The organism is Sulfoacidibacillus ferrooxidans (genome assembly GCF_022606465.1).
In the GTDB taxonomy this organism is placed as follows: domain Bacteria; phylum Bacillota; class Bacilli; order Alicyclobacillales; family SLC66; genus Sulfoacidibacillus; species Sulfoacidibacillus ferrooxidans.
Map to the genome: position 1 here is coordinate 1 of NZ_JALBUF010000026.1, position 19,580 is coordinate 19,580.

The window sequence follows — 19,580 nt, forward strand, 5'->3', positions numbered from 1 at the left end:
TTTTCACCGTATTCAATTTAAATTCCGTGCTGTATCTATTTGTCTTTGTCACCATGAACACCTCGAATCGATTTACTTATTTTCACACTCTCGATTCGTTGTGTCCACCCCTATAGCCTAACAGCAACCCACAGCAAAAATGGGCAGCGGGTGATCTCACGTACTTATCCCGGATAGTTGATGGCTACATCGTAATCGCCGTCAACTAAGCTGCTAAATTGCCAGAAGTACAATACTCCGCCTCCAAACCCCTCTGCGCCCGACATACTCGTTGGACAAGAATTCGAGACGATGTCACTTTCGGATGTCCAAATTGGAACATTTGTGAGCGACATATTATTCATGAGAGTACTCCAATTCCCAGGAGAGCAATACACCCCGGCGATAAACTCCGTACTAACGGCGGAAACCCCGACACAATAGCCTTTCCAAACTTCTTGATTCAAACTATAATCTGTCGAAGTTTGGGCGGTGAGCCAACCCATGTTTGTAGGAGCGGTACACCCTGATGGAACATACGTCTCCACGTCTGCAAATATGGTGTACCCATACACATTTAAATTGCTCTCCCACGATTTGGCCGCGGCCTTGCCTTGAGCTACTCCCCAATCATATGCTTGGGTGGTTGTTCCATTATAATTCGGATCGGCTTTTGGTCCCATCAGGAACCAGTAGCCCCAGACTGGAACCGGATTTCCCTTCTGGGCTACAGTTTCTGCAGCTTGAGTGTTAAAAGCGGCTTCACCACCACATGCTGATTGATTGGAAGAAGTTCCAAAACCGAGTTCCCCAATGTAAAAATCAAGTGGTGCACGTGCAGTAGAACTATTGTAAAAAGCCTCTCCCGTATTGCTGTCACTTCCATAATACATACCATCCGACTCCTTTCAAATGTACTGATCAACCTTACGTAGATTGAAGATCGTTTAATGACATTATGCATGTGCCATGTTGATGTTTTATTTACCTCCTTCGCATTCTTGATTTACACTGGTCAGTGTAAATCAGATAAGGGATACATCCTTGGTTTTGTCCCTCTACTCTTTACAACAATCCGACTTGCACTTTTGAAAACCTCATTCATAAATTTTTTTCGTGGACTCTAAAATCAAGCGTAAACATGCTCTCTGTTCTCCATCCTGGCGAGCTTTTTCAGGCAACATCTTAGACAACTTTCTCATCTCGTCTGTAAAACAATCACATAGTTGAATCGCTGCATCACTTCTCCCTTCATGCGCCTCATGTAACAAGTGATGAACCGTTTCCACCGTACATTTCATCGGACAACATCTCCTTCATATGTCCAATAGCCTGACGATGAATTTTGCTGACCATCATTTGACTCATTCCTAATCGCTCCCCAACTTCACGTTGAGATTGATCAACAAAATATAGCCCAATTAAAACTTGTCGTTCCCGCGCAAGGAGTAGTTCTAGCAGTAAAGTCAGCTCTGCATGCTCTTCTAGGCTCAATCAACTGCTCTCTGAAACTTGTTCTATCCATTCTTCATCGTGATTGGGATCAATAGGAGCGTTAAGAATCAGTACTTCTCGATTCCAGCGTTGATAGCGCTTGCGTTCATTGAGCATTTCGCAACGAATAATCTTGCGAATCCAAGCTACTTCTTGTTCTGGGGTATAGGTCTTTATGCTAGATTCCTCCTTTGCTCGTTCATATTCATAGCGTTGGTCTGGTGCGACGTCTCTGACAGCGATCATTATTGCAGACGTCTGGATATGTTTTCACCAATACATCGATTACTGAATACAAATTATTCTTGTTCACCTCACCTTATAAAGACACTTTGACCTTGGCTTTTTACGCACTCTGTGTGGATTTTTTATTTTTTCTCCGTTTTCTTCGCAACCAGCACGTGCCATCCGCCAATGGCAACAAAGCCAGAGAGCAAGCCGTTGAGAAGATCTGTCGCCCATTTAATCGGTGTAGGAGGGATTGGGGGAGTAAGCATCAATAGGAGGATCATCCCTACAAGCAGCGCGAGTGGTTGCGTAGGAATCTGTCGAATGAAAGGTAGCTCCTTGATCGCTTGGACGATCACAAGAACAGCAAGACTCGTCCCCGCCAAAGTATGCAGCGAAGCTTGAGAAAAAAGAGTCATCTCCATGCCATCCCCTCCTTGATTCGCACATAAAGCCAGGCACACAGTTAAGGCGCTGGCTTCTCTTTTGCGTGTGGTTCGGTTTTTTCGATTCGCCTGCGCACCTTTCTCACTAACTCTTCCCGCACTTCTTGTGCAATCTCTTCATCGACTACGCCATGACTCATCGATACCTTGCGAATGAGTCGGTCAAAACGCAAAAGGATGTCTTCCATGGCTTTGGCATCTCCAGCCTTTGCGCGTGCGAGCACATCTTTGATCCGCACATTCATGCATTCCACCACATGGTTCGCAGGGTGTGCAATGCGCGTTGATGTAGGCGGCTCACTTGCTGTTGTGTCAGCTATAGATGAGCGGCTATTTCTTGTTGGGTATATCCATGCTCATACATTTCATACAAAATGATGGACTCGAAAAGCGGAAGTTGGTGAAGGAGCATATCCATTTCGACTTGCGTAAATAAATGAGATGAAGTTGGGCATGGAACGGCAGCCAAAGGGTCTTCTTCAGCAGAGGAGTGCGTTTGGCTCAAAAGTACTTCTCGTGTTTGTCTAGCTTTTATAATTCTTGCGCGAACAGCTGCATGTCGAATGACTTACACACACCAACGAATACTTCTTGCTTCTTCGTATTTCAAAGAGTTCACATGATTCATAAGCGCCTCGCCTCCAGTTTTCCTTGGAGTTGAAAACATTATATCGAACATATGTTCTTTATACAAGCCATGGATGGTTCTACTCTATAAAGACACTTTGAATGGTTCTTTTTACGCATGAAGAAGAGCCATTTATAGATGATTTTCTTTTGTTCTATGGGAGGATGGCTTGTCTCTAGGTATCAATCGACATGTTGTTTCATGTCCGTTTGAAGCAATCGTCAAATGGATAGGTTATAAGGAAAGGGAAAATGAATATGGCAGAATCCAATCGATTGCGTGAGGTCCTTCAAAAAAGAGGAATCAAACAAACCTGGTTAGCTGATCGAGTGGGGATCACCTATCAAACACTGAGTGACATTGTCAACGGGAAACGAACCCCCAGCTCCCTGTAGCCAAGCGAATTGCTAAGGCGCTTGAATGATCTATTGAGGAGATATGGACAGAGTGACCATTTCTTCCAAGCATTTTTGTGTCCTTTTTGGACATGATTTGCAAAAGTGATGAGCATGACCTTCCCCACCGCATGTTTCGCTTAGCAACATGCATCGACAGTTCCAGCAATAATGCCAACGTTGTTTGCTCATTTCGCCTCCACCCATCGCATCTGAATCTGTACCATGTCTCGATAGCGGTTCTCCTCCACATGGACAAGCACATGACGCTGGGTTCGTTCTAGCCATTGTGCAATCCGTTCCCCTTCTCCAAACGCGACGAGCGAATAGCTACGTCCCGTTCCTTCTTTCACGCGTGCGCGTAGTTGTTGCTGTTTGGCGCCCATCGTCTGTACATCTCCAATGTGTACATCGCGCAAAAAGAAAATAGGCTCTGAATTCGCTTGGCCAAACGGTTCAAGTCGTTTCAGATCGGCGATGAACTGCGGTGTCAATTCATGCACGTGTAGCGGTGCATCCACATCGATATGCGGTGGTTCCCACTCGATACCCTGTGCGACCGTTGCCCATGCACTCCGTAAGTCGTTAATTCGATCTGCAGGTAAGGAGAATCCTGCCGCCGCTGCGTGGCCACCAAACGCCGTGAACACACTTGTTTTTGCTTGTACCGCCTGCAACAACGCATAGAGATCCACACCAGGTACACTCCGTCCTGATCCTTTAGCGACGCCATCTTTGATCGACAGGCACAGCGTAGGCTTGTACAGGTTTTGCGTGAGTTTCCCTGCGACGATCCCAATGACTCCTTCATGCCACGATTCACCTGCGACAACGAGTGTTTGATCTGTCCAAGCGTGTTCTTCGATCTGAGCTAGCGCTGACATGTAGATGTGCTCTTGAATGACTTGTCGCTTGTGATTGAGTGCGTGAGCTTCAAGCGCTAGACGTTCTGCTTCTATTGGATCATCTGCAAGAAGCAGTTCAACCGCACGCTTGGCATGAGCCAGACGACCGATGGCATTGATGCGAGGAGCCAACTGGAACGCCACGTGTGTTGACGTTACACCTTGCTTGCTGTTAGCCACATCAGCTAGTGCATGGATGCCTACGCTTGGAGACCGATTGATCTGACGCAAGCCTTCTTTAACGAAGATACGATTCTCGCCAATCAGTGGGACTTGATCGGCAATCGTAGCGAGTGCCACTAACTCCATTAATTCTTCCGGGAAAACACCGAGTAACGCTTGCGCAAGCTTGAACGCCACACCTGCCCCGCATAACTCAGAAAACGGGTAATCGCCGAGCGCTGGATGGACAAGTGCATAGGCGTCAGGCAGTTGATGGCCAATATGGTGATGATCCGTCACGATGAGATCGATCCCACTTGTACGCGCAAGATCTGCCGCTTCGAGTGCGGCGATTCCATTGTCCGCAGTGATGATGAGATGGACACCTTGCTCCTTCGCGTCGATGACCGCTTGCGGACGAATCCCGTAGCCTTCGCAAAATCGATCCGGCACGCGCCAAAGGGGATCTACGCCCAGTTTACGCAAGGCTTTGACGAGAATCGTGACCGATGAAACGCCATCGACGTCGTAGTCACCAAAGATCATCACGGTTTCCTTGCGCACAATCGCATCCTGTATACGCGCTACTGCCTTGTGCATGTCGTGCATGAGAAAGGGGTCATGAAGTTGTGCGCGTGATGGAGATAGAAACGCTTGTGTCGATGCTACGTCATAACCACGCGCTGCTACAATGCGCGCAATGAGTGGGTGGAGTTGATGGGTATGTGCGATGTGTTGAGCAAGTTCGATATCTGCTTGCCTACCTATCCAACGTTTCATGAAAAGATCCCTCACTAAGTCTGTGTCTACTCAAGAATACACGAAAATAACGCTATCTGTTTTGTATTCTGATAGAGTTTACAGAAGTCATCTATGAAGATGAAGGATGAGTAGTATGGGGTTCTATGTTCAAAGTGGATTGCAAAATAGACGTGCAGATTTTCGCAAGAAGTTTCTCTATAGACGCTTGGTCATAGACGCACCCGTTTGAAAAAAGGGGCGGACGAATGCCAAGCGACATGGTTTTTCACGATGATCATAAACGGTCATCACATCATGTGCCAAAAAGGAACGAGGAGTTTGTCTTTTTTCTTGCACCTATTACGGCATAGCATGCACACACAGGATACAGACTCAGTTAGGTTCTTATGCGCTATTTATGCAAAAATAATGTATAAATAGCGCATAAGAAAAGGAGGGTCTTCTTGCACATTCGTTACCCTTATGCGCAAGTAGTTTTATTGCTAGATTGGCATAAAAATAGCGGGCCTCTCATTCTTTTTCGAGACCCACTCTAAGTCAATCGCTACTGTTTAAAGAAAACCGGCATCTTGGTTCCAATAATTGTATTAGCGTATTTTTTCGTTAAAATGTCGGCGGATTTCGATTTTAACGAAGATGAGGTTGCTCTGGCGGAATACATCGAAAACTAATATGATGACGTTCAAATCTGCACCGATTGCCTAGCCGTATTACAAAACCAACTCAACGCCCGATAAGAGCGTTTTATGACTATAATTATACAAGCAACGGTCATGCACGATTGAAATAAGAGAGGTGTCACATGGATCCATTACGTGAAAATATTTATTGTGCGACATGCAAACGCAAACAGAACCACGAAATCGTTTTAAAGCACGAAGTTAGGGATTTTGATCCAGAGTATGGATATGATTGGTATGGAGAGTACTATATCGTTCAATGTCGAGGCTGTGACAATGTTCACTTCGCTTCGATTTATTGCGACAACACTATGATTAACGAAGAGGGGGATTATTTCAAGGATTTATCCGTCTATCCCCCAGAGCCAGAAAGAAAAAGTAGTCATTATTGGACGATAGAAGCGAAATCCTTCACATCTATGCCCTCATTCCTATCTAAACTGTACGGACAAGTTGTCGATGCATACAATGACAAATCGCTTCTGTTGTCCGCCATTGGTCTACGGGCGATAGTAGAAGCCATTTGCCTAGACTTAAAGGTGAAAAAGGGAATTATATATAAAAAGAATTCGGATGAACCGGTTATGAAAGATGGAAATTACGTCTGTTCCGAAAACCTAGAAGGAAAAATCAACGGACTCGTTGAAGGTGGATTTCTGGTAAAGAAACAAGCTAGTGTCCTGCATCAAATTCGAGAACTGGGTAATTATGCAGCTCATGAAATAAAGGAACCACAACAGATAACGATTAAATCAGGCGTTGAAGTCATTGAAAGCATTGTCCATAGTATCTACGAATTGGACACATACCGGCTGGAAACGAAAAAGTAAAACCAATCTGGATACATCGCAATTGGAACAGGTATTAAAACCTACTTTGACACCTGTTCCAATGCCCATTCCGGAGAAAAGACCACCCGAAGGTGGTCATTCATTGCCTTTCTTCTTGTTCGGTTTTTCACGACCGGCTTGGATACTACGTAACGCCGATTGGTCGTTTTCATTGATGGCTCTTAAACCAGCGGATTTAAAATTTGGTGCTTTGGATGAAGCTTGTGATGCAGGTTTTTGTTGTGAGCCCAAAAATTGACTCTTCGCTTGATCGTAGGATTTCTTCTGATCGCTCACTTTTTATCCCGCCTATCAGTCTGACTGTCTGTGACCGGACGTAAGCGGTCGGCATTCAAGCTCTTTTCAATTTGGCGAAGACCTGCCGATTGGAATTGGTTATTGGGATTGGAACTTGCTGGTATCGGTTTTCTCGTGCTGTTTAAAAACTGCTGCTTTGCATTTTCATAGGACTTTACCACAGGCTCACCCCCCGATGTATAGTGACATTACTCTAGAAACAGTTACACAGATTAGACCTGCTACGAGTAACCAGAGACCCGTGGAAAACCACCGTGAACGAGTCTCGATTACCCGTTCAGTTTTCTTAATGGAATCGCTGTATGTCACAATCAGCGTTCCTATGACCGTAGTGAAGTCGTCATAATACGCTCCGCCGGTACGAAAGGACTCAAAATCCACTCGATAAAAAGTTCGTGTAGATACCACTTTAATTAACGCGATCATACTCGCCACAAGTAAAGCCAGCGAAATGATTTCAAATGCAACCAACAAACCGGCTGATGCAACGCTCCCCTTTTTAGGAACGATGAAATTCTGGGCTTCAAAAGCTAATATTGCACCTGCAAGCGTGATTAATATTCCAGACCTGCCTTCAAAGGTGCTGGCACGTTCATGCTCTGCATCATATTCGTTTTTAAAGAGGTCCAGAACAATGTTCATGCTTTCTGGTTTCAATCCATTTGATTCTGACAGTTCCTTAATCTTACAGTCATTTGCAGGCTGTTGCTCTGTATCGCCTTCGCCTTTGCTGTGCTCCAGAACAATATTAATGCTTCCAACATTCAATTCATTTGTAAAAGGCTGTCCCTGACCGCTATCTTGCGGATTTCCTCCAGGCACTTCATCACCCTGCTATTCTATTTTATGTAGCTGTTACTTTAAGTTTTGTGCGATGACCTTGCGCTGCTTCTTAATAACCCCGACTGCACTTGCAATCGCTAGAACCGCACCGATAATCTTCAATTCCGTGTTTATCAGCATTATCCCCTTTCCATAAAAAGTTCAGTGACCGCCACGCCCAGAAGCGCACCCAATCCGATTGCCAATAAGACATTTGGGATGGACAATCCCTTTTCGATGTTTCGAATGGTTTCTTTGCTGACATTCGCCTGACGTGCGAGCTCTTCTTGGGACAGTCCCTTTCTCAGCCTGGCATCCTTCAAGTAGGAATCAAATTTCTGTTCAGCCAAACTCGGCACCTCCAAGTTAATTCCACCCTACCATTTTTAGGAGCGGATGTACAAGTATTATTGTACTAAAATTTTTAGACAAATATATTGCACCATCCATTTGCACTCCTTCTAAAAACACTCTTATTAAATTTATTTTCAGTCGGTATAAAATATGGAACACCGTCATACAATGGTTTGAAGAAGGATGGGAGAAAAGCCATGACTCTTGAAAACACCATACAAACGCGTGGCGGTCGATCGTATAAGATATACGGGACCCCACAGAAACCTGTAACGCCTGCCTATCGCATGAAGTTTCGACTCGACGGTTAGCAAGGTCAGCAATTATTGTTTTTAAATCTATCTCATTAGGCGGCTCTCATGTTAGGGCAAGAAGATACGAGTTTCCAACCAGAAAATTGGTTGTGGAATACGGGTTTGGAACTCATCAAAAACGACGAGGAATTGGTGGAATTCGAAGAAAGAGAGTACCACATTCAAGGCATTTACCGTATATTAAAACTACGAGGCTTATCAATTTGCCGCGTAATCCGCAGTAAACGTATAGAAGTGCATGGTTTTTTAAATCCATGCACTTCTACTACTTAATGGTGCTCCGTTGGATTTATTTGCTTTGATTGAAGCGTTCGTCATTGAACCGTAGGACATCATTGAGATATTGAGTCGAGCGGTCTGGATAGTCAAATCCTTTTTCAAAGAGGAATGCGACTTCGGGACCACTGAGACTTCCGACGAAATCATGAATGTCCAATTTCAATTCTTCACGGGCTTTCTTACCCAGATCAAATTGACCAACACACGGGCTTTGTGTACTTAGTTCTGGTGAAAATCCAATAACAACTGCTTTCCCGATCAAATGAATGCCTCCTTGAATCGCTAAAGAACTAGACACACTATTGCATCCGCAATCCCTTGTTGAACACACTGCTGTCCGATTGCGACGCAAGGCTGTCACGACCATACTGCATATTCATGCAAAGCTCAACGACTAAAGCTTACATCGTTTATGCACCCGAAGATACGCCCAAAATATACATCATTATCCTAGAACCATTCGGTTTACTTTGCACAATCACCGAGCTTTTTGATGACGGCATCGGTAAACTCAGTACACGTCGAACTACCACCCAAATCTGGGGTTGTTTCCTTTGACTCTATAGTTGCAAATATCGCTGTTTCAACAAGTCGCCCTATCCGTTCTAGATGCGAGTCATCGTGTTTCACTGACAACCAATCCAGTAACATAACTGCTGAAAGCATCTCTCCTGTTGGGTTCGCAATACCTTTTCCCTCGATGTCTGGTGCAGCTCCATGTGCAGCTTGCGCCATAGCTTTATCGTGACCAACATTTAAAGATGGCGATAACCCAAGGCTTCCGACCAATTCGCCTGCTAAATCAGAGAGGATATCTCCAAACATGTTTGTCGTCACAATGATATCAAAATTCGATGCGCGTCTGACGAGATGTGCAGTCATGGCGTCGATATGATAATCATCGACCTGTACTTCTGGATACTCCTCTGCTACTGCACGGCACGTATTTAAAAATAAACCAGTACCGAGTTTGATGACGTTTGCTTTATGTACAATCGTGACATGTTTTTTTCGTGCCATCGCCAACTGGAACGCAGAATGGGCTACGCGCTCTGCAGTCTTCTTTGTAAATACTCCTACCGACAGTGCGACATCAGGTGTCGGCATCCATTCTCCACTGCCAATGTACATATTCCGATCAGGATAAAAACCTTCCGTATTTTCACGGACAATGATCAAATCAGCCTTTGGAACAACACTCCATAATCCAGCATATGTTTTCGATGGTCTGATATTGGCGTATAAATCAAAGTGATGGCGTAGTTCACCGCTTGGGTTGCGTTTTTGCTTTTCGCTTTCTGGATAAGATGCTGAATCATGTGGTCCCATAATCCACCCATGACACTCATCCAACTTCTGCTTAGTTTCTTTTGGTATTGCTTCTCCGTATTGATGGATAGCATCCCATTGAGAGATTAACCCATTCAAACTCCACTTGCGGTACATGCTTTGCAGCTTCTGATAGCACTGTCACGGTAGATGATACGATTTCGGGACCAATTCCATCACCGTTCAGAATGCCCATACGATAACGCATTCCTGATTCACCTCCATACGAAAGTCTAAACCCTAATAAAAAATCTGACTAGTAAGTATCAGTCTTTCAATTAGTGTTATAATATTTCAAGATAGTCCCAATCCCTTAAGTCTCTTGCTGCGCAAAACGGCCCGAAACTGCAGGACATCGTTCGACAGGCACTTGAATAATCATACACACCGGCTCCTCGATGACTATGGCGGTTTCGCGCCCTTTAGCGGCAGATGGCGGTTTTGTGACCCTATAGAGTCATTTGCTGTACGTGAATGTGAAACCAATCATGTCTCCCCCACCTATACCGGTTTGAACTGCACTCGGAGGATTGGCCGCAAAATGACATGTCAATGTAAGATCCGGCCCATGATCCGCAAACTCATAGGATAGTCCGTCCTTGCTATAAGTCTTCCCCACGGATATGCCAGATGTGAGACTCATGTTGACTAAATCGACCATGAATACGCCATGTGAAATACGAGGATTCGTGTACGCAGTTTGCATTGTTCCATGTGTTGTATAGAGAGTCAGACTGTTCGCATTCACTTGGACAGACTCCAACGTAACATGAGGAGAACTAGCATTAGACCCGCGAGAACTCAATGTAACTTGAGATCCTGCACTATAAGGTTTCATTGACATCGCCATCGCTAACCCTGTTCGAATCGGGTTCTTACAGTGGCTGTAGGTGTCAATTTCGTACACGTGCTGGCCTTCTTGCCACTTAATCGTTTCACTGACACTTGTTCCAGACAGATGTCCTTGAGCTGTTTCACCCGGATAAACATTTACGTAAATCGTCCCTTTGGTTTGCGGGACGGGCATAAAATGACTGTGCAGAAAAGAAGCCACAGCATCGGCCTCAGCAGTCGGCACTTGTGTGCTCTCTGTACGTGCTACCTCTATCTTCCAACGCCCCTCGCTCCACGTTAAAGAGTTCGATGATACTTCTTTCGCACTGTTCTTCGGGGCCACGAATGTTTGCTCTTTGGCTACAATCCCAGATGTGAGATCGACACTGGAGGTTGTTACCTTTGCGTTATTCGGCATCCCGTTTGGCAGCCAGACCGAATCGCCCGCCGAAATCCCAGAAAAAGTTGATCCCATAAACGTTGCTAGCTGATTATGAGGCGACGAAAACTGCACACTGTAATTCAATATTGATCCTGTAGTCGTATCCCACGTGCGATAGAACAACTGATTCGATCCTGAAGTTGGAGTAGCTAAAATGGTTGGCACTTCTGGACGGCTCAGCACGTTAGCCGGAAAGTGCTGCATCGCCATGCTGACGATGTTCGGAAACTGATGTGCAGAGGAATTCGGTTGATTGGATAAAATCTTCACGCTGTTAGTCGAGTTCCCGGTGCCTACAGTATTCTGTGTTGTGTTGGCTGTCACGGTGGCTGGAGCATTGTTCGTGCTGTTTGAGATAGTTGAGTTTGTGGTTTTAGTCACAGTTTGATTTGATGGAGAAGTGGGTCCACCGACTGGTTGCTGACTCCCATTTGTCGCGCAACCAGTCACCCCGATGGTCGTGAGTGTAAGAACAGCAATGCCGATGCCTAGGTTTTTATATGAAAACATTGAATTCACCTCGTGGAGCAGATTGGAACACTTCTTATACTTTGACGAGGCTCAAAGGGATTAGGTTACAAAATTCGATACGACTAAATCTGGCTAGCCATGAAGAGAGAGACAAAAGCATCGAAGACAGGCCACTCAGAATGGCCTGTCTTTGATTTTTATATACAATGGGTCCCGCCAACAAAATGACGCAAAACTCATGCTAAGACAATTTTTGGATTCGTATTATCGGTTTTTTCTACGCTAACATCAAGAAACGCGGTTAGTGAATATACTGCGTATCGTGTGTTTATACACTCATCTGTGTGCGGGATTCTGTCGCATTCGCACCCTAAAGTGATCGATCATTCGTTCGGGCTCTGTGTCTAATGTTATCCCTATGAACCCATGAAGCTATTGACTCGCGCTACACCGATGCTGAATTGACTAAAGCCTGGACGTTGGCGCACTCCATTGATCGCCAACGTCCAGGCATTCGTGCATTAAGCTAAGAAGCTCACTACAGCACTCGGCTGCACGTCGATCCAAAACTCATCGTTGCCGAACCCGTTTAGCGTGAGATTATGGTGCTTAATCACTTGCTCACCAGTCAGGAACTCGTTGCCACATGAAGAGTGAGCATCCTCCACTAACGTGACGTCTAACCCGAGAGTTGTCGCTCGACGTGTAGTCGTATCGATGCAAAACTCCGTCTGGAACCCGGCAATGATCACTTCTGTGACGTCGCGTTCCCGGAGTTCCTCTTCCAATGACGTCTGATAAAAGGCATCCGAGGCACGCTTTCGCACCACGAGGTCCCCTTCCCTATACCCTATCTCTGAGTGGAGTTGCCATCCGCGAGACCCAACTTGAAGGATACCTTCATCGCTGTCATGCTGTACAAACAGAACCGGAACATTCGCGGAACGCGCCTGTCCAACAAGTGTTCCAATGACGGCAGCTTTCTCGCGCCCAGAGAAAACAACTTCGACCAATCCGACTTGTGCATCAATGACTAGAAGCGCCTTCTGACTCATACCGAGATCCACCCTCCCTTGATCATCCAGTACACTAGGGAAGATCAATCCTCCCGAGATTACTTCTTCATCATTGGAAAAACCCCCTTTATAGCACCTTTACAATCTCTACAATGTCCTCAATCAGCTTGATCAGAGTGATAAAGCCGAATCAATCTGTCGCAAAACTGCCCGATAGCGATATAACCCAAAATATACCTTGGTATATATTTATACACGGACAGGAGCAAATCCTTCTTGAAGATCAGCACCCATTATTATGAACTCAAGTTACGCACCGTTCATTCCATCATTCTGGCTACTTACCTTTTGGTTCAATCCTGTCATAGTGTTTCAATTGTTTTGCGTGAAGCGGTTTATATGGGATTCACTGGTGTTCACCATGCACTCTGTAACCTAGCTCCGGCCCGGATTCACTCTATCTGGCACGGCTACGTTGTCCCGTGAGCTATCGCAAAGCCGCATTACTGCTGCCCCACGTCACGGTAGGTTCGCGCCCGCAGTCCTTGACGGGTGGATTTTCACCACATGATGACCGACGATGCACATTTTTGCATAGCCTCCGGCCAATAGAAAGCTCAATTAAAAATATCCCCCAGTGAAATTCGAAGTCCTTCCTTAATTCCGACGGGAACAAATTCATCCTCTCCAGCAGCATAGGTTTCCGCAGGGCCAAATATATTTTGATCAATACTGAACACTTCCACAGTTCGCATGACTGGATCAACAATCCAGTACTCACGCACGCCGGAACGTTGATACAGACGTAGTTTTGCTTTACGGTCTTTCCCTGCAGTTGAAGGGCTTAACACCTCTACAACAAGATCAGGTGCTCCGACACACCCATCATGTGTTATCTTGTTGGCATTGCAAATCACAGTCACATCCGGTTGAACATACGCATCGTTGGTGTCACCTGTCGGCCAAACATCGAAAGGAGAGACGTAGGTTCTGCATTGCCCTTTGAAGGCTGAAAAAAACAAACTCCCTATGGCAGTGGTCGCCCGCTGATGCCCCTCGGAAGGCGAAGGGGACATATCATATACTACACCCTCGATCATCTCGTAACGTTCGAGGTCTTCCGGATTCACAGCCGCCATTGAGGACTCCCCCATCATTGAGTTTTATCTTCTTCAATTTCATTTAAATAGTACAATCACGCTGTCGCAGCTCTCTGCTAAACGAACCAGAGCCTTGTTCTCATAGTACCCTGCAGGAATTAGGCTTTCAATTACCTCGAGGACGGTATTCCGCTATACTGCCCAGTTGCTCAATAGCCTTCTCTATGACCTTCTGAATAATCATACATTAACCGTAGCACATCGATATTAAAGTTGCGCACCCGTTTGTTTGAACTCCAGACGCTCCTTTCTGTCAAACAGTGAAATTTTGGCGTTTGACTGCATACACTCGTACTCTTCGACCACATGACCAATCTATGGTTTCACGTTCAAAATACATCCCAAGTTTTTGCATAATACGTTCAGACGCACTGTTGCCTATCTGGCAAATACTAAGAATCTCATTCAGATTACAATTCTCAAACCCGAAGTGTAATGTCCCTTTTGCAGCTTCCGTGGCGATTCCTTTTCCCCAGAACCACCGACCGAGCCGCCACCCAATTTCAACAGAAGGCATGACCTCAGGCAAGAACGTAGGTACTGATAGCCCCACGAAGCCCGCCAATTCTCCCGTTTCACGAATCTCTACAGCAAACAGCCCGAAGCCCTGTGTCTCCCACATTTCTTCGCAGCGTTCGATGAAAACTTTAGTTTGGTCTTCCGTTCGTGTTGTCCCATCGCCAATCCACTGCATTACCTCTGGGTCAGCGTTTATACGTGACATGGGCAAAATGTCCCTTTCAGTCCACCTTCGTAACAACAGCCGTGATGTCTCCAAATTCGGCACCTATCTGTCCTACCCTCTGGCAATATTTTATGTCCAAGCTGATATGCAGCACTTCTGTTCCGAATGCGCAATGTTCCGTAAGCGTGTGCCATCGTATAATAATACACCATTCCAGCGGTAGGGAACTATGGCAGTTTCGCACCCGTTACCACCAAGTCCAGTGTGGGTGCCATAGGCCGTCTGTCATCACAGCGTGCCTTGCCAGACTCATCCTGGCCGACGTTGCGTTAGTCCTCATCGTGTGCCCATCAGTGCTCAATCTCACCGCCGGTAGATGACAGCGAAACTGAGCAAGTACCGCCAACTAAAGTGAGCGACGACAGAAGTAGTCGTATTCACAAATACTCCGAGACTGGGACTATTTTGACACCGCGGCTATCCGACAGGAACTGACCTAACAGCCGAGCATGACCTTGACCGTAGATAACGAGCCAACGATCATCGTCACTTGTAGTGAAGTTCAAGATATTGGAGTAAATAACCAAATTACGTTCGTACCAGCGCGAAACCCACCTCAGCCCAATTCGGCTCGTTTCAGCACCCAATTGCGTCATCGTGAGGTATGGTTGGTGTGAGATGCGAAGCATTGCGGGGTCATTCATCCATTGCAGGACTTGGCGGACAGACTCGGACCGAATGCGGGACTGAAGTTCAACAACAAATTCCTGCGCGACACTGTTTATTTGCTGAAAAAGAATCGGGCAATCGCGTTCTGCGTACTCAAACACACGTCCGATGTCGAGGTCACTTTCTTCGTTGTGGATGTCCACTGCATAAAGCTTTTGGTGGCCCAATTGTCTCGCGATTCGAAAGCCTAGTTGATACACTTCATTGGATGGTAGTGCGCGGTCATCTTTCACGTACTCGGCAAATTCATGGTCTAGCCATGCCTGATCAGTCTGGAGGTGTTCAACGGCGATTTTGGTTGGTCGAAAGCATGTCAACAGATTGACAACTTCAGCAATCTCATGCTGACGTGCTGTCGTCAAAACATCATCCTCTGTCGTATATTGATCTGAGGATGAGCTGAAGTGATACACCCCTAAAACCATTGCTTCCAACTCACAACACCTCCAAAATACCTGACAATACAACCCCACTGTAGTCGCGTTTCTGGCGTGTTACATCTCCTGTCTCGTTGAATTCAAAGTATAAATGGGTTTTGCAAAGCCGCTTGACAACATCTCTGGTAAAAATATCAAAAGACCTCGTTGTGTATCTACCATTAACTGATACCGCTTCACAAGCAGTACCCCCTTATGGAACATTCCGGCCCAATTGCGCAAGATTCCGAAAGGATTGCCCGTCGTATAATCATACAACAGGCGAGCGCTAATGACTCCTAAATTTTCGCGCCCATTACTGCAATAGCAATTCTGTCACAACAATAGGAAACCTGATAATCAGGCTTCCTATTGTTGTCGCACTAGTATTCATTTCGAAGGATACTCATGATAATTCGGTCATATTTATGTCCATCTCGAAGCACCGATTCACGCATTGCTCCTTCTACTTTGAACCCAACCTTTTCATAAGCACGTATGCCTCGTTTGTTGTAACTGATGACATCCAATCCAACTCGATTCAAATTCAGTTCCGAAAACGCATATCGCAGAATGAGTCGTAGCGCATCGGTTCCGTAACCCTTGCTTCGGAAATTTTCTTCACCAATACCGATAGCTAAGAGCCCACATTGGTTATTCCACTCAATGCCATGCAAAGCAACAAAGCCAATAAGTGTATCATTATCTACTGTCCGTAAAAGGAATTCGATGCCATTAGAGCTCTTTCCGACGAAACTTTGGAATGACTCTTCAGTGGTTGGGACAGCCATATCAGAATCCACATTCCTGAGATATTCCGCATCGTGACTCCAAGATGCCATTACAGAAGCATCTTCTGAACGAAATGCACATAGTCGCACTAGTTCGCCACAAAACAACTGATGATTACTTAGCATTTAAATTTTACCCCCATATTACAGCGGGGCAACTAGGTTAGTGCCCCCTGCGTGCGTTTAAACTTTCAAACGGTGAATTCAGGAAGGCAAACATAGACACACTCTCCTCAATTTTTATAAGAAAATTCTACATCAATTTAATTACGGAATATAGTCACTACTCGAATTCCTTGCTAAACACTTCTGCCCCAAAGTTCAACAACGTTGTGCGTCGGTCTCTGTATTTTCATGCATCATGCCTATGTTGCGTCGGTATATCGAAATACTGCCTCCGGCGTCCAAATACTCGTTGTACCAAACATCATTAATCATTAGGATCTGCCACGGACTTTCCCAACCCTGTCCATGTTTCTGGAACACTAAATCACCAGTAACTGCGTATGCAGCGTGTCCAGCCACGTGATTTTCCGTAATCCAGACCAACACATCGGCTGGTTCGACTAAGGAGAAGTCCATCTCGTGCAACATTGTCACCTTTGAATATACATGTGCCTCAAGCAAACGAAAGAAGGGTTCTTGGTGTAACCACTGTGAAATTAGTGTATGGCATTGTTCACCACCTACAACCATTGCAATCGCGGCTGCAAAACAATTCGGACCACTCTGTTCCGCATATGTTCCTGCGTATTTCTTTACGAGATTGTATGGTACGCGCTCGCTAACCTCAACGTGTTCGTCAAGGATGGTTTCCACCCTGGTATTTTCATCCCAGTTTTTCAGCCATTTTATAATCCACCGTTTTCGATCTTCCACGCTGAATTGTTGCCAGTCTTCCAAGGTGAGCAAATAATACCGATTCGAATCTACAGTCACGACGTTACTGTTTGGCTGTTCAAAATCACTAAACCAATGCTCATCATAGACGTGTCCGCGACCACACTTAACCTGGTATTCCAAAAGCGTGCGTTGAAGAACGGGATTTAGCGTCGTGAATTCCTCAAGGTTCAAGCGCGAGACAAATGCCGTGTCTGAGAGACTTAGGTCCCAAATATGGTATATAGAGCCGTAGTCCAAAGAAAAGGTCGGGAAGCTCCTCAAAAGTTCCTGTGGGCTGTAGACAGTGATTCCCCTTTTAAGGAGAGAGCAAAAAATTTGATCATCATCGAAATAGTAAACTCCACGGTCAGGAACAAATCGTTCGATAAACTTATTCAACGTGGCATCGTTGAGTGAGTAGTGACTACTTTTGTACATGGGTTCACACCTTTATAACGATTGATACTATCGTCTCTAGTTTTAAACGGTCGGGGGAATCTTATGACGCAAGTGCGCTTTTTTTACGTGAATCGCTATTCCGTTAAACGGCCCGATTGTCCCACAAGATCTGCGTGGCACCCACTGCATTTATATGCACAAATGAAGTTTAACTGTGAAGAGGGAAAAGCCCCGTGCCTGAGGGATACCCAACGGAGCCAGTTATAGAATTTCACCCTCGATGCACCTCATAATATCAGCTGCTCCCGTGGACCTGTTTGAGCATACAATCGATTTCATGGCTTTGTCAGGATAGTACGCAGAGTGGAAACTCACGCCGGGATCGTAGCCCATAACGTGATATTTCATGATGCCTTTTGGTGTCTTTTTAACCCAGACCCCATAGCCGTAGCAATCTTCATCATCTGCTCGAACGTGGCCCGTAAGCATGCGCTGTGTCATCTCGGGACTTATCAGCTGATGGCTCATGAGGGCATCCCAGAACTTATCCATGTCGTGAACGGTTACAAATGCCCCACCATCTGAGCCGCCTTTGGCAGGGAGTGAATAGATATTTGTCTTCCAACTACCATCCGAGAAGTCTATATACCCTTGTGCTGTATTGCCTGGAAGAGTGTCAAACTCAAAATACCCGGACCTACTCATGTCAGCCTTGTTAAATACGTGTTCTAGAACGTAGTCTGTAAACCTTTGCTGACTTGTTGCCTCAACAACTAATCCCAACAAAATATATCCAGCATTGTTGTAGCTGAATTGAGCTCCTGGTTCGAATTTCATTGCACTGTTTTGAAACAATGGCAAGAAGTCCTTAAGGGTTCTTATATGATACATCGGTCTCTCTCGCCACAACTCTTCGAAGTCGCCCACACCCATGACCTCTTCATCATAGTAGTCCGGGATACCTGATGTATGCGTCAGAAGATGATGAATGGTCACTTCCTCGTTGAAATGGGGGAAGTGACCATCAACGCAATCTTTAAGCCGTGATTCAAAGGACAGTTTCCCGCTTTCAACAAGCTGACAAATGGCTACAGCAGTAAAGATCTTACATCCTGAAGCAATACCAAACCGTGTAAGCGAATTATTTCTCAGTTGCTCGGCACGATTAGCATAGCCGTAACTTAGTTCTACCAAAGTAATCGTGTCCTCTTTAACTAACACAGTCCCAGAAAAATCGCTGCTTGCCTGTACGTGACCAATCGCCGTCGTCATATCTACCATGGTGGAACGTCCTCCTATGTATCTCCCTAACTCAATAAGCATAACACTATTCAGAAAATACAAAGACCGTTTATTCAACACTCCGGTCCAATAGCGACGCTACTGCTTTTCATTACTCATGCATACTTATGCAATCATGGATATAGGCATAGGTTAGAATACGATCTTCTTATCATAGATATTTTTGAATATACCACACTATTCAATTGGAAGATATCCCTTTTACCATAAGCATCTTCATGTAAAAAACCCGCCTACCCAGTGGTAGACGGTGTTAATCTTGTTTTATCTATTCGTTTTTCATCTGCTCAATTACTTCAACGGAAAGACCAGTGGCTTTCGATATTTTCTCCACTGAATCGCCGAGTTTTAGCAACATACGTGCGATATCCCTTTTACCTTGCTCAAGCCCTTGTTCAAGTCCTTGTTCAAGTCCTTGTTTTTGAGCCACTTCAACTTGTTTTTGAACTGCTTCAAGTCGTTCACGATAAGACGCTTCTCGACTCACCTCATCAAGAATGGCTTTTTTGCGTGAGATGTAGAGTGCCC

The 19,580-nt window shown here is 45.4% G+C and carries 24 protein-coding genes and 2 pseudogenes; 3 read left to right on the forward strand and 23 right to left on the reverse strand.

From position 1 onward, the window contains the following. Nucleotides 1-164 precede the first annotated feature (164 nt). The 6 genes from MM817_RS15280 to MM817_RS15305 form a co-directional block, all read right to left on the reverse strand. Nucleotides 165-872 carry a hypothetical protein gene (locus tag MM817_RS15280; protein ID WP_241716730.1) on the reverse strand — a complete coding sequence of 236 codons (708 nt, stop codon included), beginning with the start codon at nt 870-872 and terminating at the stop codon, nt 165-167. 204 nt (nt 873-1,076) lie between these two features. Beyond that, nucleotides 1,077-1,280 (reverse strand): hypothetical protein, encoded by a 204-nt coding sequence (locus MM817_RS15285; protein ID WP_241716773.1) that lies wholly within the window; start codon nt 1,278-1,280, stop codon nt 1,077-1,079. Next, the gene (locus MM817_RS15290) at nt 1,240-1,473 is read right to left on the reverse strand and encodes a sigma factor-like helix-turn-helix DNA-binding protein (protein ID WP_241716732.1); all 234 of its coding nucleotides are present in this window, start codon (nt 1,471-1,473) and stop codon (nt 1,240-1,242) included. Before MM817_RS15290 ends, MM817_RS15285 begins: the two co-directional genes overlap by 41 nt. Continuing rightward, entirely contained in the window at nt 1,474-1,719 is a 246-nt protein-coding gene (locus tag MM817_RS15295) for an immunoglobulin domain-containing protein (RefSeq protein ID WP_241716734.1), read from the reverse strand. It lies immediately after the preceding gene. Nucleotides 1,720-1,841: 122 nt separating this feature from the next. Continuing rightward, nucleotides 1,842-2,126, reverse strand: coding sequence for a hypothetical protein (locus MM817_RS15300; RefSeq protein ID WP_241716736.1), 285 nt, complete (start codon nt 2,124-2,126; stop codon nt 1,842-1,844). Nucleotides 2,127-2,167: 41 nt separating this feature from the next. After that, nucleotides 2,168-2,392 (reverse strand): helix-turn-helix domain-containing protein, encoded by a 225-nt coding sequence (locus tag MM817_RS15305; protein ID WP_241716738.1) that lies wholly within the window; start codon nt 2,390-2,392, stop codon nt 2,168-2,170. 634 nt (nt 2,393-3,026) lie between these two features. On the opposite strand from MM817_RS15305, the gene MM817_RS15310 reads away from it, so the two are divergent. Next, nucleotides 3,027-3,170 (forward strand): helix-turn-helix transcriptional regulator, encoded by a 144-nt coding sequence (locus MM817_RS15310; RefSeq protein WP_241716740.1) that lies wholly within the window; start codon nt 3,027-3,029, stop codon nt 3,168-3,170. Between the two features lie 188 nt (nt 3,171-3,358). Here the strand turns inward: MM817_RS15310 and recJ are convergent, their stop codons facing one another. Next, nucleotides 3,359-5,017 (reverse strand): single-stranded-DNA-specific exonuclease RecJ, encoded by a 1,659-nt coding sequence (gene recJ, locus MM817_RS15315; RefSeq protein WP_241716742.1) that lies wholly within the window; start codon nt 5,015-5,017, stop codon nt 3,359-3,361. 784 nt (nt 5,018-5,801) lie between these two features. Between recJ and MM817_RS15320 the strand changes: the two genes are divergently transcribed. Beyond that, complete coding sequence (locus MM817_RS15320; protein ID WP_241716744.1) at nt 5,802-6,509, forward strand: DUF4145 domain-containing protein; 708 nt, start codon at nt 5,802-5,804, stop codon at nt 6,507-6,509. Nucleotides 6,510-6,605: 96 nt separating this feature from the next. On the opposite strand, the gene MM817_RS15325 is transcribed toward MM817_RS15320, so the two are convergent. From MM817_RS15325 to MM817_RS15340, 4 genes are all read right to left on the reverse strand, one after another. Then, the gene (locus MM817_RS15325) at nt 6,606-6,806 is read right to left on the reverse strand and encodes a hypothetical protein (protein ID WP_241716746.1); all 201 of its coding nucleotides are present in this window, start codon (nt 6,804-6,806) and stop codon (nt 6,606-6,608) included. Next, nucleotides 6,803-6,988: a hypothetical protein gene (locus MM817_RS15330; RefSeq protein ID WP_241716748.1), complete on the reverse strand. Its 186-nt coding sequence runs from the start codon at nt 6,986-6,988 to the stop codon at nt 6,803-6,805. The genes MM817_RS15325 and MM817_RS15330 overlap by 4 nt, the downstream gene beginning before the upstream one ends. A gap of 4 nt (nt 6,989-6,992) precedes the next feature. Next, complete coding sequence (locus tag MM817_RS15335) at nt 6,993-7,649, reverse strand: Pycsar system effector family protein (protein WP_241716749.1); 657 nt, start codon at nt 7,647-7,649, stop codon at nt 6,993-6,995. A gap of 140 nt (nt 7,650-7,789) precedes the next feature. After that, complete coding sequence (locus MM817_RS15340) at nt 7,790-7,999, reverse strand: helix-turn-helix transcriptional regulator (protein ID WP_241716751.1); 210 nt, start codon at nt 7,997-7,999, stop codon at nt 7,790-7,792. Between the two features lie 363 nt (nt 8,000-8,362). Between MM817_RS15340 and MM817_RS15345 the strand changes: the two genes are divergently transcribed. Further along, complete coding sequence (locus MM817_RS15345) at nt 8,363-8,590, forward strand: hypothetical protein (protein WP_241716753.1); 228 nt, start codon at nt 8,363-8,365, stop codon at nt 8,588-8,590. A 16-nt stretch (nt 8,591-8,606) separates the two neighbouring features. Here MM817_RS15345 and MM817_RS15350 read toward each other — a convergent pair whose 3' ends face one another. From MM817_RS15350 to MM817_RS15400, 12 genes and pseudogenes are all read right to left on the reverse strand, one after another. Beyond that, the gene (locus MM817_RS15350) at nt 8,607-8,858 is read right to left on the reverse strand and encodes a hypothetical protein (protein WP_241716754.1); all 252 of its coding nucleotides are present in this window, start codon (nt 8,856-8,858) and stop codon (nt 8,607-8,609) included. A gap of 203 nt (nt 8,859-9,061) precedes the next feature. After that, nucleotides 9,062-10,133: pseudogene (locus tag MM817_RS15355) on the reverse strand (isocitrate/isopropylmalate dehydrogenase family protein). Nucleotides 10,134-10,382: 249 nt separating this feature from the next. Beyond that, a complete protein-coding gene (locus MM817_RS15360; RefSeq protein WP_241716756.1) occupies nt 10,383-11,711 on the reverse strand; it encodes a hypothetical protein in 1,329 nt (442 codons plus the stop codon). 482 nt (nt 11,712-12,193) lie between these two features. Continuing rightward, nucleotides 12,194-12,727, reverse strand: coding sequence for a cysteine hydrolase family protein (locus MM817_RS15365; RefSeq protein ID WP_241716758.1), 534 nt, complete (start codon nt 12,725-12,727; stop codon nt 12,194-12,196). A gap of 578 nt (nt 12,728-13,305) precedes the next feature. After that, nucleotides 13,306-13,827, reverse strand: coding sequence for a Uma2 family endonuclease (locus tag MM817_RS15370; protein WP_241716761.1), 522 nt, complete (start codon nt 13,825-13,827; stop codon nt 13,306-13,308). A 274-nt stretch (nt 13,828-14,101) separates the two neighbouring features. Continuing rightward, nucleotides 14,102-14,635, reverse strand: a complete 534-nt coding sequence (locus MM817_RS15375) for a GNAT family N-acetyltransferase (RefSeq protein ID WP_336605202.1) — start codon at nt 14,633-14,635, stop codon at nt 14,102-14,104. 335 nt (nt 14,636-14,970) lie between these two features. After that, entirely contained in the window at nt 14,971-15,687 is a 717-nt protein-coding gene (locus MM817_RS15380; protein WP_241716771.1) for a DUF5694 domain-containing protein, read from the reverse strand. Between the two features lie 69 nt (nt 15,688-15,756). Beyond that, complete coding sequence (locus tag MM817_RS17105) at nt 15,757-15,879, reverse strand: hypothetical protein (protein WP_272880034.1); 123 nt, start codon at nt 15,877-15,879, stop codon at nt 15,757-15,759. A gap of 182 nt (nt 15,880-16,061) precedes the next feature. Next, nucleotides 16,062-16,595 carry a GNAT family N-acetyltransferase gene (locus MM817_RS15385; protein WP_241716765.1) on the reverse strand — a complete coding sequence of 178 codons (534 nt, stop codon included), beginning with the start codon at nt 16,593-16,595 and terminating at the stop codon, nt 16,062-16,064. A 195-nt stretch (nt 16,596-16,790) separates the two neighbouring features. Continuing rightward, a complete protein-coding gene (locus MM817_RS15390; protein WP_241716767.1) occupies nt 16,791-17,789 on the reverse strand; it encodes a hypothetical protein in 999 nt (332 codons plus the stop codon). A 222-nt stretch (nt 17,790-18,011) separates the two neighbouring features. Further along, nucleotides 18,012-19,031 carry a serine hydrolase domain-containing protein gene (locus MM817_RS15395; RefSeq protein ID WP_241716769.1) on the reverse strand — a complete coding sequence of 340 codons (1,020 nt, stop codon included), beginning with the start codon at nt 19,029-19,031 and terminating at the stop codon, nt 18,012-18,014. Nucleotides 19,032-19,320: 289 nt separating this feature from the next. Further along, a pseudogene (locus MM817_RS15400) lies at nt 19,321-19,580 on the reverse strand (hypothetical protein); the annotation flags it as partial.